Annotated in this window: 10 protein-coding genes, 1 pseudogene and 1 riboswitch; of the genes and pseudogenes, 7 read left to right on the top strand and 4 right to left on the bottom strand. The window is 63.0% G+C overall.

The window, feature by feature from the left end; translation table 11 throughout:
* Positions 1 to 68: 68 nt before the first annotated feature.
* From VNX23_RS09560 to VNX23_RS09545, 4 genes are all read left to right on the top strand, one after another.
* Complete coding sequence (locus tag VNX23_RS09560) at positions 69 to 560, top strand: GFA family protein (protein WP_325629370.1); 492 nt, start codon at positions 69 to 71, stop codon at positions 558 to 560.
* A 228-nt stretch (positions 561 to 788) separates the two neighbouring features.
* On the top strand, positions 789 to 2,513 hold the full coding sequence (locus tag VNX23_RS09555; RefSeq protein WP_325629368.1) for an alpha/beta hydrolase family protein: 1,725 nt from the start codon (positions 789 to 791) through the stop codon (positions 2,511 to 2,513).
* Between the two features lie 289 nt (positions 2,514 to 2,802).
* Positions 2,803 to 4,017, top strand: coding sequence for an NADP-dependent isocitrate dehydrogenase (locus tag VNX23_RS09550; RefSeq protein WP_325629366.1), 1,215 nt, complete (start codon positions 2,803 to 2,805; stop codon positions 4,015 to 4,017).
* Positions 4,018 to 4,258: 241 nt separating this feature from the next.
* Positions 4,259 to 4,744, top strand: coding sequence for a DUF3455 domain-containing protein (locus VNX23_RS09545; protein WP_325629364.1), 486 nt, complete (start codon positions 4,259 to 4,261; stop codon positions 4,742 to 4,744).
* Between the two features lie 21 nt (positions 4,745 to 4,765).
* On the opposite strand, the gene VNX23_RS09540 is transcribed toward VNX23_RS09545, so the two are convergent.
* The 3 genes from VNX23_RS09540 to alaS all read right to left on the bottom strand — a co-directional run bounded on the left by VNX23_RS09540 (position 4,766) and on the right by alaS (position 9,596).
* Positions 4,766 to 5,992: a cyclic nucleotide-gated ion channel gene (locus VNX23_RS09540; protein WP_325629423.1), complete on the bottom strand. Its 1,227-nt coding sequence runs from the start codon at positions 5,990 to 5,992 to the stop codon at positions 4,766 to 4,768.
* A 432-nt stretch (positions 5,993 to 6,424) separates the two neighbouring features.
* Complete coding sequence (locus VNX23_RS09535; protein WP_325629362.1) at positions 6,425 to 6,907, bottom strand: GNAT family N-acetyltransferase; 483 nt, start codon at positions 6,905 to 6,907, stop codon at positions 6,425 to 6,427.
* A gap of 7 nt (positions 6,908 to 6,914) precedes the next feature.
* Positions 6,915 to 9,596 (bottom strand): alanine--tRNA ligase, encoded by a 2,682-nt coding sequence (gene alaS, locus VNX23_RS09530; RefSeq protein WP_325629360.1) that lies wholly within the window; start codon positions 9,594 to 9,596, stop codon positions 6,915 to 6,917.
* A 245-nt stretch (positions 9,597 to 9,841) separates the two neighbouring features.
* A riboswitch (glycine riboswitch) is annotated at positions 9,842 to 9,932 on the top strand.
* A 142-nt stretch (positions 9,933 to 10,074) separates the two neighbouring features.
* Between alaS and gcvT the strand changes: the two genes are divergently transcribed.
* The 3 genes from gcvT to gcvP all read left to right on the top strand — a co-directional run bounded on the left by gcvT (position 10,075) and on the right by gcvP (position 14,659).
* The gene (gene gcvT / locus VNX23_RS09525) at positions 10,075 to 11,232 is read left to right on the top strand and encodes a glycine cleavage system aminomethyltransferase GcvT (RefSeq protein WP_325629358.1); all 1,158 of its coding nucleotides are present in this window, start codon (positions 10,075 to 10,077) and stop codon (positions 11,230 to 11,232) included.
* A 38-nt stretch (positions 11,233 to 11,270) separates the two neighbouring features.
* On the top strand, positions 11,271 to 11,636 hold the full coding sequence (gene gcvH / locus VNX23_RS09520; protein WP_325629356.1) for a glycine cleavage system protein GcvH: 366 nt from the start codon (positions 11,271 to 11,273) through the stop codon (positions 11,634 to 11,636).
* Between the two features lie 155 nt (positions 11,637 to 11,791).
* Positions 11,792 to 14,659, top strand: coding sequence for an aminomethyl-transferring glycine dehydrogenase (gcvP, locus tag VNX23_RS09515; RefSeq protein WP_325629354.1), 2,868 nt, complete (start codon positions 11,792 to 11,794; stop codon positions 14,657 to 14,659).
* Positions 14,660 to 14,773: 114 nt separating this feature from the next.
* On the opposite strand, the pseudogene VNX23_RS09510 reads toward gcvP, so the two are convergent.
* Positions 14,774 to 15,320 (bottom strand): annotated as a pseudogene (locus tag VNX23_RS09510) (DNA recombination/repair protein RecA); the annotation flags it as partial.

Below are 15,320 nucleotides of genomic sequence, written 5' to 3'. Positions count from 1 at the left end.
GAAGCGATAAATCGGATCATGCGCTTTGGTCGATCCGACGCGACGAAAAGCCAGAGAAGGAAGCGAACATGAGGATGCCGCAAAGCGGTGGATGCCTGTGCGGCGCGATCCGGTATTCGGTCAGCGCCGCGCCCATCCGGGTCACCATTTGTCACTGCACGTTCTGCCAGAAGATCACCGGCTCCGCATATCTGGTTGAGCCGGTTTTCCGGAGGCAGGATATCTCACTCTCGGGCGCGATGCCTAAGGCTTTCGTCCACCGCTCCGACAGCAGTCACAAGAAGGTGACCGTGCATTTCTGCGAGATATGTGCAACCAAGATCTACCTCGACCTGGAGCGGTTTCCGGACATTTGGGGCGTGTTCGGAGGGACGTTTGACGATCCGAACTGGTTTGATCGCTCGGCCGCAAACTGCCGCCATATCTTCACAAGATCGGCCCAACACGGCGTCGTGCTCCCAACTGGCGTTGCCACCTTCGAGACCCACGCCATTGGGCTCGACGGCACACCAAACGTGCCGACCGTGCTCGCCCATCACATGACAGTTTTGAGGCGTTAGCGCAGCGAGCAAGTCTTTGGAGCGACATGGCCGGCTTCTGTCGGCATGCCGCACCGCGTCTGGGACACAAGAGGTCGGCAAGATTTTCGTCCGGCGGAATCTTCGATCAATTCGGCTCGCTCCGGCGCCTTTCAGGCTAAATCGACATCTGCGCATCACAACCATCGCTTGCGCAGCTTTGCCTTTGCGATAGGCTCCTTAAAAATCAAAAACGCAGGGAGGGCTGCCATGCATCGCAAATGGTCTCTGGCGATCACCGGGGCAATTCTGATCCTGGCCGGCGGCGCGCTCGCCCACCTGACACAGACCTCCGGCGGCATCAAGATCAACGATGTGCGCTTTGCGGGCGCCAAGGGCAATACCATGAGCGCCCTGCTCTACATCCCGCCGAACGCGACCGCGCAAACGCCCGCACCGGGCGTGCTGGCCGTGCACGGCTATATCAACTCGCGCGAGACGCAGGATGGCTTTGCCATCGAATTCGCCCGCAGGGGTTATGTCGTGGTGGCGCTCGACCAGACCGGCCACGGCTATAGCGATCCACCGGCGTTTGCCAACGGCTTCGGCGGGCCCGACGGGCTCGCCTATCTGCGCAGTCTCGATATCGTCGACAAGAACAATATCGGGCTGGAAGGCCATTCGATGGGCGGCTGGACGGTGCTCGCCGCCGCAACGGCGATGCCCAATGACTACAAGTCGATGGTGCTGGAGGGTTCTTCCACCGGCAAGCCGTTCGCCGCCGAAGGCAGCGCGTCGTGGCCGCGCAATGTCGCGTTGGTGTATGCCGAATACGAGGAATTTCCGGACCTGATGTGGGGCGTCGAACGGGCGCGTGACGTCACGCAGAGCCCAAAACTCTGGGCACTGTTTGGTACGCAGGGACCGGTCGAACCCGGCAAGGTCTATGGCGACATCGCCCTGGGCACGGCGAGGGTGTTGTACACGCCGGCGACCACACATCCCGACGAGCACATTTCGCGTCAGGCCATTGGCTACAGTCTCGACTGGTTCGCCAAGACCCTGCAGGGCGGCACGCCCCGCCCTTCCGATGACCAGATCTGGTTGCGCAAGGAAATCGGAACGCTGGTCGCGCTGGTCGGCTTTGTCGCGCTGCTGCTTGGGGTGTTCGACGGCCTGCTGGATGCGCCGGTGTTTTCGCGGCTGCAGCTGCAAGCACCCGCCGACGGCACCGCGCCTGCCAAGGTCGAAACCAGCGCGGGACGCTGGTGGAGCGCTTTCCTGTTGACCACCTTCATTCCCGCGCTGCTCTACTACCCGGCCTTCGCGCTGGGCGGCACTTTGACGCCATCCCGCTATCTGCCTCAGGGCATCACCAACCAGATCGTGGTCTGGGCCCTTCTCAACGCGCTGATCGCACTCGCTCTTATGCCGTTTGCGCCCAAGCGCGCCACTCGCTACGGCATTGTCTGGCCGTCGATCCTGATCGCCGTGGTGTCGGTTATGGTCGGCTACGCCGCGCTGTGGCTCGCCGACCTCGCCTTCAAGATCGATTTCCGGTTCTGGATTGTGGCCTTGAAGCTGATGAGCGCGAAGCAGTTTTTGATCTTCCTGATCTATCTCGTGCCGCTGACTGCATTTTTCGTGATCGCGCTTCGCCTCTTGCACCGGAATTTCTCAACCCCGGGCGCCTCGCGCGCCGCGCTTTATCTGACCAACGTGCTCGCGCTGACGCTGGGCATGATCGTGCTGCTGGCCCTGCAATACGGCACGCTTTGGCTGTCCGGAAAGTTGTTCAATCCCCTGCCCGACCCCGCCTTCGTGCCGCTCTCCACCATCATCGCCATCCAGTTCGTGCCGATTTTTGCGATTGTCGCGGTCATCGCGACCTTCACCTGGCGGCGCACCGGCTCGAGCCTGCCCGGCGCGCTGATCTGCGGCCTGTTGGTGACCTGGTATGTGGTGGCGGGTACGGCGACCCAGGCAGCGTTCTGATCACCGGGTAACGTAGGTCGCGTGTTGGCTTCGGTGCGTCCTTCAGCGAGCCGGGAGGGGGTCATTTTTTTACACCTTCCGGCCCTCTTTGCGCTCGCATCGCTCAATCGACCCCCACCCCAACCCTCCCCCTTTCAGGGGGAGGGGGAGCACTTCCGGCGCCAAAAGGTCGGCCAAACACGTTGGCTTTCACCGGCGCTTGCGCAGTGCTATAGCGCGGGTGCGATAAAGGTCGGTTTCGCATCCAACCATTCCCAAAACGCGCTGTTCCAAAAAGGCCCGATTTCCCATGGCAAAAATCAAGGTGACCAACCCCGTCGTTGAACTCGATGGCGACGAGATGACCCGGATCATCTGGCAGTACATCAAGGACAAGCTGATCAATCCATTCCTTGACATCAACCTGATGTATTTCGATCTCGGGATGGAATACCGCGACAAGACTAATGACCAGGTCACGGTTGATGCCGCCAATGCCATCAAGAAGGTCGGCGTCGGCGTCAAATGCGCCACCATCACCCCTGATGAGGCGCGGGTGAAGGAATTCCACCTGAAGGAAATGTGGAAATCGCCGAACGGCACCATCCGCAATATCCTCGGCGGCGTCGTGTTCCGCGAACCGATCATCTGCAGGAACGTGCCGCGGCTGGTTCCGGGCTGGACCAAGCCGATCATCATCGGCCGCCATGCCTATGGCGATCAGTACCGCGCCACCGACATCAAATTCCCGGGCAAGGGCACGCTGTCGATGAAATTCGTCGGCGAGGACGGCACCGTGATCGAGCGCGAGGTTTTCAAGGCACCCGGGGCGGGCGTTGCAATGGAAATGTACAATCTCGACGATTCGATCGCCGATTTCGCCCGCGCCTCGTTCAATATGGGCCTGTCCAAGAACTACTCGGTCTATCTGTCGACCAAGAACACCATCCTCAAGGTCTATGACGGGCGCTTCAAGGACATCTTCCAGGATGTCTTCGACAAGGAATTCAAGGCGCAGTTCGATGCCAAAAAAATCGCTTACGAACATCGCCTGATCGACGACATGGTCGCGGCTGCGATGAAGTGGTCGGGCGGCTATGTCTGGGCCTGCAAGAATTACGACGGCGACGTGCAGTCCGACACCGTGGCGCAAGGCTATGGCTCGCTCGGCCTGATGACCTCGGTGCTGATGACGCCGGACGGCAAGACGGTGGAGGCCGAAGCCGCCCACGGCACCGTGACGCGGCACTACCGCGAGCACCAGAAGGGCAAAGAGACCTCGACCAATTCGATAGCCTCGATCTTCGCCTGGACGCGCGGCCTGTCGCATCGCGCCAAGCTCGACAACAACGAGGCGCTCGCGAAATTCGCCAGCACGCTCGAGAAAGTCTGCGTCGAGACGGTCGAAGCGGGCTACATGACCAAGGACCTCGCGCTTCTGGTCGGCGCCGACCAGCGCTGGCTGTCCACCACCGGCTTCCTCGACAAGGTCGCCGAAAACCTCACCAAGGCGATGGCGGCGTAATGGCATATTCGCGCGTTTCGCGTTGTTGCGAGGATCAGGGAAGCAATCCCGAGCGTCGTCATTCCGGGGCGCGACCAAGTCGCGAACCCGGAATCCATACTCACGCTGGTGGTTATAGATTCTCTGATGTGCAATTGCACATCAAAGTACGCTCGTTTCACTCGCGCCCCGAATGACGGCCATGATGAGAACTGGATTGCTTCGTCGCCTTGCTCCTCGCAATGACGGACCCGGCGCGCTCATGCTGTTGCTGCTTGCTGTGGCGTTTCCCGCCACGCGCGCTTCCGCCCAAACGTCCCTTCCCGCCGCCATCGCGGCCCCTGGCGAAACGGTCGTGCTCACGGTGCACGCCGAAGGTGCGCAGGTTTACGAGTGCAAGGCTGGTGCGGACGGCAAGCTTGCCTTTGCATTCCGCGAACCGATCGCCACGCTGATCGTCGACGGCAAGACCGTGGGCCGCCATTATGCCGGCCCGAACTGGGAGCACAGCGACGGCAGCGCCGTGACCGCAAAGGCCGCCGGCAACGCGCCGGGCGCTGCGCCAGATGACATCCCCTGGCTGAAGCTGGAAGTGACCGCAAGCCGCGGCAGCGGCGTGCTGTCGGGAGTTACTACCGTGCAGCGGATCAACACCAGAGGCGGCAAGCTCGAAGGGGGTTGCGAAAAAGCAGGCTCCTTCAAGAGCGCGCCATATGCGGCCGATTACGTGTTCCTGCGCAAAAATTAAGCGAAGGGGTCGGCCACCGAACTACTCGGCCACTGGCTGATCATCGTGCGCCGCCTGCGCGAGTTCGGCGATCGCGATATCGCCGCTCTCGGCCAGACGCGCCTTCGCGGTCTTGTGCACATGGGCGGCCAGACCCGGCACGCGCTGGAGCAGCGCGTGAAAATCCTGCGCATCCAGCACAAGCAGCCGCGTTTTGCGCTTCGCGGTCACCGTGCCGCTTCGATTGGCCCGGTGCAGCAGCGCAATTTCTCCGAAGAATGTGCCGTCCGAAAGCCGCACCTGCCGGTTCGGCAATTCGATCTCGACTTCGCCCGCGGTGATGAAATACATCGAGGACGCGATATCGCCCCGCCGCACCAGGATCTCGCCGGCCTCGATGGTCTGCGCCCGCAACAGCCGCATGATGTCGGCGATTTCGGTGGCGGTTAGATGCGAGAACAGCGGCACCCGCGCCAGCATTCCCCAGGTCACGACGAAGTCGCGCCGCCTCACTTCGTCGGCGAAAGCGGTGGAGATGATCGCAATCGGCAGCGCGATCATGGTCAGTCCACCGATGATGGCGAAAACCGATATCAGCTTGCCGAGCGGCGTGACCGGCACCACGTCACCATAACCGACCGTGCCGAGCGTCACGATCGCCCACCACATCGCCTGTGGAATGGTGCCCAGTTTGTCGGGCTGCACGTCATGCTCAGCCGCATAAAGCAGCGAAGCGAACACCAGCACCGCACCCGCCAGGATCACCAGGCATCCGAACAGCGCCCGCCGCTCGGCGTGAAGGGCTGATAGCAACGAGCGCATCGCCGGCGAATACCTCACCAGCTTGAAAAACGGCAGCACGCCGAGCAACGCGAGTGCCGGGCGGTTGCCAAATCCAAGAGCGATCGCTGCGGGAAGAAACGCGAGCAGATCGATGATGCCAAGACTCGAGGTCGCATATTCGATGCGATCCTTTGCCGGCGATTTCTGCCGCGGCGAATGGCCGACGACAGTCCAGATGCGGGCGACATATTCCAGGCCGAAAGCCAGGACCGAGCCGATCTGGACCGCCCAGAACAGCCATCCGAAACGCGCCTCTAACTCCGGCACCGAGGCGAGAATCGTCGCCAGCAGGTAGATGACGATGATGACGATGATCAGCCGGACGAAGCGGGAGCCCGTGGAATAAGGCAGATGATCGTGTTCAAGCAGTTCATAGAGGCGATCCCGCAAGTCGGGATCGTTCAGCCGCAAATTGTCCGGAAGCATCGCCACAGCCGGTGTCCTGAAGTTTTCCCAAGCTCGCGTGTTTCGCCTCGCCCCCGATGCGAACCGTTGGAATCAGGAGCAAATCAGCATACCGCCCGATTTGGCGATTCGATTTGATGTTCCTCAAGGATTCGCGGAGCCGACCCGCGGGCTTAGGCGCCCGCCAACCTCGTCATGCCCGGCCATAGCCGTTCGAAGAACGGCGTCGCTTCCGCTCGCCTATGGCCGGGCATCCACGTCTTGAATACACCTATTGGCAAAGAAAAACGTGGATGGCCGGGTCATCTAGCGCGAAGACGCGCTTCGCGCTTTTGCCCGGCCATGACGATAACGGCCTAAACCGCCTCCATCGCCTTTTCGATCGCGGAGAGCGCCGCGTCCGCCTTGGCGCCATCGGGAACCATCGTTCAGGCGCATACTGCGCCAGCGGATTCAGCTGAGCTTCTTCACCAACCTCGGCTCGCGCTGGTAAACGCCGCGAAATTCGGACTCGCGTACCGTGCCGTCGCGCCGATATCCCGCTGCCTCGTAGACAGCAATCGCGCGCTTGTTCTGCTCGTGCGTGTAGAGAAAGGCTTCTCGACAACCGGCCGATCGCAAGACGTCGTGCGCGGCTTCAAGCAACGCCCGGCCAACGCCAAGGCCGGCATGATCGGGATGCACGAACAAAAGGAACATCTCGCCTTCGGCGGGATGGACCGCAGCGAAGCCGATCACCCTGCCCGTGTCATCTACCGCAACCAGCATGGCATTCGGCGGCGCGTGTTTGGCGACCTCGGCATCCCACTCCTCGGGCGGAAACATCGGGCGCGCCGCAAGCTCGCCGAGATACTTCCATCCCTCGCGCACAGCCGCGTCGAACACGGCGCCAATCGCCTGAGCATCCCCCGCTGCGGCGCTCCTGATGGTCAGCATGACAGGGTTACGCCCCCGCCATCGCCTTTTCGATCGCCGAGAGCGCCGCATCGGCCTTGGCGCCATCGGGGCCGCCGGCCTGCGCCATGTCCGGCCGCCCGCCGCCGCCCTTGCCGCCGAGCGCTTCGGACGCCACACGCACGAGATCGACCGCGTTGTAGCGCGAGGTGAGATCGGCGGTGACGCCGACCACGACACCGGCCTTGCCGTCTCCGGTCACGCCCACGATGGCGACCACGCCAGAGCCGAGTTGTTTTTTGCCGTCGTCGGCCAGGCTCTTGAGATCCTTCATCTCGATGCCCTCGACCGCGCGCGCCATCAGCTTGACATTGCCGACTTCGCGGACACCCGGGGCGGCTTCCGAACCGTTCGCGGCGGCCGCGCCGCCACTCATCGCCAGTTTGCGGCGCGCCTCGGACAGGTCGCGTTCGAGCCTTTTGCGCTCTTCGATCAGGGCGGCGATCCGCGTCGGCATCTCCTCAAGGGGGCTGCGCAACTCGGAGGCCGCGGATTTTGCGAGCTGCATGGTGTCGTTGGCATGCTTTCGCGCGTAACGCCCGGTCAACGCCTCGATGCGGCGGACACCTGAGGCCACCGCACTCTCGCTGATGACCGAGATCAGGCCGATATCGCCGGTCCGCTTCACATGGGTGCCGCCGCACAGTTCGACCGACCAGCCGAGCGCGTTGGTGCCGTGCTCGCGCGCGCCCCTGCCCATCGAAACCACGCGCACTTCATCGCCATATTTCTCGCCAAACAGCGCGCGCGCGCCGGCCTCTCGCGCATCATCCACCGCCATCAACCGCGTGGTGACCTCGTCATTCTCCAGCACCACGTCATTGGCGATGTCCTCGACGCGGGCGAGTTCGTCCGGCGTGATCGGCTTGGGATGCACGAAGTCGAATCGCAGGCGGTCCGGCGCGACCAGCGAGCCACGCTGGGCAATGTGATCGCCCAGCACCTGGCGCAGCGCCTCGTGCAACAGGTGCGTCGCCGAATGATGGGCGCGGATCGAGGCGCGCCTTGCATGATCGACTTCGAGCTGCAGCGCCGCGCCCGGCTTGAGCGTGCCCTGCTCGACGGTGCCGATGTGAACGAAGAGATCGCCGGCCTTTTTCTGGGTATCGGTGACGCGAAACCTCACGCCCTCGCCGGTCATGACGCCGGTGTCGCCGACCTGGCCGCCCGACTCGGCATAGAACGGCGTCTGGTTCAGCACAACCGCGCCGCTTTCGCCCGAAGTGAGGCGCTCGACTTCCCTGCCGTCCTTCACCAGCGCACCCACCTCGCCTTCGGCGGTCTCGGTCTCGTAGCCCAAAAATTCCGTTGGCCCAAGTTTTTCGCGCAAGCCAAACCAGACGTTCTCGCTTGCGGTATCGCCCGAGCCCGCCCAGGCCGCGCGAGCCTTTTCGCGCTGGCGGTCCATGGCGTCGGTGAAGGCCGCCTGATCGACGCCGATCCCGCGCGATTTGAGCGCATCCTGGGTCAGATCGAGCGGGAAGCCGTAAGTGTCGTAGAGCGTAAAGGCGGTGTCGCCATCGAACATGTCGCCCTTCTTCAGGCTCGCGCTCTTCTCATCGAGGATGGCAAGCCCGCGTTCCAGCGTCTTGCGGAAGCGCGTCTCTTCCAGCCGCAAGGTCTCCTCGATCAGGCTCTCCGCTCGCACCAGTTCCGGATAGGCCTGGCCCATCTCGCGCACCAGCGCCCACACCAGGCGGTACATCAATGGCTCGCGCGCCCCTAACAACTGCGCATGGCGCATGGCGCGGCGCATGATCCGGCGCAGCACATAGCCGCGGCCTTCGTTCGACGGCAGAACGCCGTCGGCAATCAGGAATGACGAGGCGCGCAAATGATCGGCGATGACGCGCAGCGACGCCTTCTGCTCGCCTAACGGATCGGCGCCGGTCAACTCGGAGATGGCGCGGATCAGGGCGACAAACAGGTCGATATCGTAATTGTCGTGCTTGCCCTGCAGCACGGCCGCGACCCGCTCGAGCCCCGCTCCGGTGTCGATCGACGGCTTCGGCAACGCGTTGCGGACGCCCGGCGAGATCTGTTCGTATTGCATGAACACGAGATTCCAGATCTCGATGAAGCGGTCGCCATCGGCTTCCAGCGAACCGGGCGGTCCGCCCCAGATCTTGTCGCCATGGTCGTAGAAGATTTCCGAGCACGGCCCGCAGGGGCCGGTGTCGCCCATCTGCCAGAAATTGTCGGAGCCCGCGATGCGGATGATTCGCGATTCGGGAAGGCCGGCAATCTTCTTCCAGAGAGAGAACGCCTCGTCATCGTCGATATAGACGGTGGCGGTCAGTTTATCCTTCGGCAGGCCGAATTCCTTGGTGACCAGCTTCCAGGCAAGCTCGATGGCGCGGTCCTTGAAATAGTCGCCGAACGAGAAATTGCCGAGCATCTCGAAAAAGGTGTGGTGGCGCGCGGTGTAGCCGACATTGTCGAGGTCGTTGTGCTTGCCGCCGGCGCGCACGCATTTCTGCGACGTGGTGGCGCGCTGGTAGGTGCGCTTCTCGATACCGGTGAAGACGTTCTTGAACTGCACCATGCCGGCATTGGTGAACATCAGCGTCGGATCGTTGCGCGGCACCAATGGCGACGACGGCACGATCTCGTGGCCGTTGTCGGCAAAGAATTTGAGGAAAGTCGACCTGATATCGTTAACGCCGCTCATCTCGGTCCAATCGCAATGCCGCTCGGGTTCCGCGCCGCTGGGTGCGGTCGATCCCGTGATTCCGGCACGGTAAAGGTCGGCGTTCGAGTCTGCCGGCCACGCCTTGCCGCACCGCTTTTAGACAAGGGGGCCTGCGCTGTCCAGAAACTGTGCAAGCCGATCAGGGGCTTGCCGCAGCGGCGTGGACAGATGCCGCGGCCGCGTTGACAGCGTTGGCAAGCCGGTGTTTTCTTCCTATCTGTTAAGACAGTCGCGTCGGGAGAGATCGGCTTTGGTGCCGGCGCCGAAGGAGCAACCGCCCCGGAAACTCTCAGGCAAACGGACCGCGTGACTTGAAAGCATCTGGAAAGAGGTGCGTTGCGGGCTTCGGCCCGGATGCGCCCGCCGACGGGATAATACTCTCAGGCAAAGCGACAGATGGGGCTTTTTCGCAACTTTCGGGGGAATCTGCCCTCGAAAATCCGCGAGGGCCCTCCCGATGCTTGCAACCGACGCTCAGACCTCGCCGTCATCCCTCAAACGGACGCCCTTGCACGCGCTGCATGTCGCAAGCGGCGGCAAGATGGTGGGCTTTGCCGGCTATGACATGCCGGTGCAATACGCAACCGGGGTGCTGAAGGAACATCTGCACACCCGCTCGAGCGCCGGCCTGTTCGACGTCTCGCATATGGGCCAGATCGTGCTCCGGCCGAAATCCGGGAAGATCGAGGACGCCTCCCTCGCCCTGGAGCGGCTGGTGCCCCAGGACATCCTCTCGCTTGCGCCGGGCCGTCAGCGCTATGCCCAGTTCACAGGCGAATCGGGCGGGCTTCTCGACGATTTGATGGTCGCAAATTTCGGCGATCATCTGTTTGTGGTCGTCAACGCCGCCTGCAAGGCCGATGACGAAGCCCATTTGCGCACCCACCTCTCCGAGGTTTGCATCATCGAGCCGCTGGCCGACCGCGCACTCATCGCGCTGCAGGGGCCAAGGGCCGAAGCGGTGCTGGCCAAGCTCAGCGACAACATCGCCTCGATGCGTTTCATGGACGCAGGCTCCCGCCGCGTTGGCGGCATCGACTGCCTTGTCTCGCGCTCGGGCTACACCGGCGAAGACGGCTTTGAGATTTCTGTTCCGGCAGATGCCGCCGAAAACCTGGCCTGTGCGCTGCTGGCCGACAGCGCCGTGCTGCCGATCGGGCTCGGGGCGCGGGACAGCCTGCGTCTGGAAGCCGGACTTTGCCTGTATGGCCACGATATCGACACCTCGACAACGCCGGTCGAGGGCGCACTCGAATGGTCCATTCAAAAGAGCCGCCGCAAGGGCGGAGGGCGCGCCGGCGGATTTCCCGGCGCGCATGTGATCCTCTCCGAGCTCGAACAAGGGGCGGCGCGCCGACGCGTCGGCCTGAGGGCCGAGGGCCGCGCGCCTGTGCGCGAAGGCGCGTCGCTGTTTGCGGATGCTGCGTCTTCCGAGCCGGTCGGGACCGTGACGTCGGGCGGTTTCGGTCCAAGCCTCAATGCGCCGGTCGCGATGGGCTATCTGCCCTCGCCGCTCTCGGCACCCGCAGCGCTGGTGTTTGCGGAAGTGCGCGGCCAGCGCCTGCCGCTTCGGGTTTCGCCGATGCCTTTCGTTCAAAACGCCTACAAACGATGATTCGCAAACGCTGACTTTTCAAAGCTGAAGGACTTCTTATGACCACGCTTTACACCGCCGACCACGAATGGCTCCGTATCGAGGGCGACGTCGCCACCATTGGCGTGACGGATTACGCGCAGTCGCAGCTCGGCGACGTCGTGTTTGTCGAACTGCCGAAGGTCGGCCGCAGCCTGAAAAAGGCGGAAGCCGCTGCCGTGGTCGAATCCGTCAAAGCCGCTTCCGACGTCTACGCGCCGATCTCGGGCGAAGTGACCGAAGTCAACGACGCGCTCGCATCCGAGCCTGCGCTGGTCAACTCCGATGCCGCCGGCAAAGCGTGGTTCTTCAAGGTGAAAATTGCCGACAAAAGCGAACTGGGCGGCCTGATGGATGAGGCCGCCTACCAGAAACACATCGCGTGAGATGATGAGACGAACGGCAAGGTTTATCCACGTTGTCATTGTCCGGCTTGACCGGACGATCCAGTACGCTGTGCGCCCTCAGGCTCATTTCAAGATCGATGTTTACTCGATGCCCCGCCTTCGCGGGGCATGACGGCGAATAAAAGGAAAGACCCATGAACGCGCCGCTACGACACCTCGATGAGCCCGCCACCACTTTCGTGCGCCGCCACATCGGCCCATCGCCGCGCGACATCGCGGCCATGCTGGAGACGGTCGGCGCCGCAAGCATCAATGCGCTGGTTGCGGAAACCTTGCCTTCATCGATCCGGCAGAAGGCCCCGCTCGATCTTGGAAAACCCTTAAGCGAGACCGCGGCGCTCACCCATATGCGCGAGCTTGCTGCAAAAAATCAGGTTTTCACCTCGCTGATCGGCCAGGGCTATTCGAATACGATCTTGCCGGCGGTGATCCAGCGCAACATCCTCGAGAACCCGGCCTGGTACACGGCCTATACACCGTACCAGCCGGAGATCAGCCAGGGCCGGCTGGAGGCGCTGTTCAACTTTCAGACCATGATCTGCGATCTCACGGGCCTTGATGTCGCCAACGCCTCGCTGCTCGATGAGGCGACCGCGGCGGCCGAGGCGATGGCGCTCGCCGAGCGCGCCTCACAAGCCAGGACCACGTCGTTCTTCGTCGATGCCGAGGTGCATCCGCAGACGCTGGCCGTGCTGCGCACCCGCGCCGAGCCGCTGGGGTGGAAGCTGATATCAGGCGATCCCCTGACCGATCTTGATAGCGCTGACGTCTTCGGGGCGCTGTTGCAATATCCGGGCACGTCAGGCGCGGTGCGCGACCTACGCCCCGCGATCGCGAGCCTGCATGCGAAGGGCGCGCTCGCTGTCGTTGCCGCCGATCTTCTTGCCCTTGCGCTGCTCGCCTCGCCGGGCGAACTCGGCGCCGATATCGCGATCGGATCGGCGCAACGCTTCGGCGTTCCCTTGGGCTTTGGCGGACCGCACGCGGCCTTTATCGCCGTGCGCGATGCGTTGAAGCGCTCATTGCCGGGACGCATCGTCGGACTGTCGATCGATTCGCGAGGGGCACCGGCCTATCGGCTGGCGCTGCAGACGCGCGAGCAGCACATCCGCCGCGAGAAGGCGACGTCCAACATCTGCACGGCGCAGGTGCTGCTTGCGATCATCGCCTCGATGTATGCGGTCTATCACGGTCCCGAAGGCCTGACCCAGATCGCACGCTCGGTGCATCGCCGCGCGGCGGTGTTGGCGCAAGGATTGCGCAAGCTCGGTTTTGCGCCGCGGTCGGAAACATTTTTCGACACCGTGACGGTAAATGCGCCCAAGAGGCGGGACGAGATCATTGCGCACGCGCGCGGTGAGAAGATCAACCTGCGCGCAGGCGATGGCTATGTCGGCATCGCGCTCGATGAGACCACGACGCCTGCGATCGTCGAGGCGGCGTGGCGCGCATTTGGGGGCAATCTTTCCTATGCCGACGTCGAATTGACCGCGAGCGAAGCGCTGCCGGTCGAGCTGAAGCGCGAAAGCGCCTTCCTCACCCATCCGGTGTTTCACGCCCATCGGTCGGAAACCGAGCTTTTGCGTTACATGCGCAAACTCTCCGACCGCGATCTCGCGCTCGACCGCGCGATGATTCCGCTGGGCTCGTGCACCATGAAGCTGAATGCGACGACGGAGATGATTCCGCTCTCCTGGAGCGAATTCGGCCAGCTTCATCCGTTCGCCCCGCGCGAGCAGGCAAGCGGCTATCACGAACTGTTTGCGCGGCTGGAAAAGTGGCTGTGCGACATCACCGGCTATGACGCGGTCTCGCTGCAGCCGAATTCGGGTGCGCAGGGCGAATATGCCGGGTTGCTTGCGATCCGCGCTTACCATGCCTCGCGCGGCGAAGGCCACCGCAACGTCTGCCTGATCCCCTCCTCCGCTCACGGCACCAATCCGGCCTCCGCGCACATGGCGGGCATGGAGGTCGTGGTCGTGGCGTGCGACGCGCGCGGCGACGTCGATGTCGGCGATCTTGGCGCCAAGGCCGAACGGCACGGCAAAAACCTCGCCGCCATCATGATCACCTATCCCTCCACCCACGGCGTGTTCGAGGAGCATATCCGCGACATCTGCGACATCGTGCACGGCCATGGCGGACAGGTTTATCTCGATGGCGCCAATCTTAACGCGCAAGTGGGCCTGGCGCGCCCCGGCGATTACGGGGCCGACGTCAGCCATCTCAACCTGCACAAGACCTTCTGCATTCCGCATGGTGGCGGCGGCCCGGGCATGGGACCGATCGCCGTGAAAGCGCATCTTGCGCCGTTCCTGCCCGGCCACCCGGCGGACGACAGTAGGAGCCTGGCCGGTCCGGTTTCGGCCGCTCCTCACGGTTCGGCGTCGATCCTGACGATCTCTTACCTCTACATCCTGATGATGGGCGGCGAAGGCCTCAAGCGCGCCACGGAAGTCGCGATCCTCAACGCCAACTATATCGCGGCGAGGCTGAATGCGCATTTCCCGATACTTTACCGGAATGCAAAAGGGCGCGTCGCGCATGAATGCATCGTCGATCCAAGGCCGTTCAAGGCATCATCCGGCGTCAGTGTCGACGACATCGCCAAACGGTTGATCGATTACGGCTTCCACGCGCCGACCATGAGTTTTCCGGTGCCGGGCACGCTGATGATCGAACCGACCGAATCCGAATCCAAAGCCGAGCTTGACCGTTTCTGCGACGCCATGATCGCAATCCGGCGCGAAATCGGCGAGATCGAGAGCGGGCGCTGGAAGGTCGAGGCCTCGCCGTTGCGCCATGCGCCTCATACCGTGCACGATATTGCCGATGATGCCTGGCAACGCGCCTATAGCCGCGCGGAAGGCTGTTTCCCGCCAGGTACTTCGCGCGTGGATAAATATTGGAGCCCGGTGGGGCGCGTCGACAACGTCTATGGCGACCGCAATCTCGTCTGCTCGTGTCCGCCGGTTGCCGACTACGTGCAAGCCGCGGAGTGAGGCGGGGCGCGTCATTCCGGAGCCCGCTTGAGCAGCGAACCCGGAATCTCTCGAAGTGAGATTCCGGATCAGGCCGCGAAACGCGGCCTGTCCCGAATAGCCATGGCTGAGGAATCACTCCTCCGCGGCTTCCGGCGCGTCGCCATCGGCGTCGCGTTCAGCCGAGCCGGCCAAAATCTGCTCGGCGATAAGCCCGGAGTTCTGGCGGATCGCCGTTTCGATTTTCGCCGTGATGTCGGGATTGGACTTGAGGAAGGCCTTGGCGTTCTCGCGTCCCTGGCCGAGCCGCTGGCTGTCGTAGGAGAACCAGGCACCCGACTTCTCGACAATGCCGGCCTTGACGCCGAGATCGAGGATCTCGCCCATCTTGGAAACGCCCTCGCCATACATGATGTCGAATTCGACCTGCTTGAATGGCGGCGCCAGCTTGTTCTTCACGACCTTGACGCGGGTGGTATTGCCGACCACCTCGTCGCGCTCCTTGATCGCGCCGATGCGGCGAATGTCGAGGCGGACGGAGGCGTAGAATTTCAGCGCGTTGCCGCCGGTGGTGGTTTCCGGCGAGCCGTACATCACGCCGATCTTCATCCGGATCTGGTTGATGAAGATCACCATGGTGTTGGATTTGTTGATCGAGGCGGTGAGCTTGCGCAGCGCCTGG

It is taken from the genome of Bradyrhizobium sp., assembly GCF_035570375.1.
GTDB lineage: Bacteria > Pseudomonadota > Alphaproteobacteria > Rhizobiales > Xanthobacteraceae > Bradyrhizobium.
The sequence above is the reverse complement of the archived record's forward strand: the minus strand, read 5'-3'. Positions and strand labels throughout refer to the sequence as shown.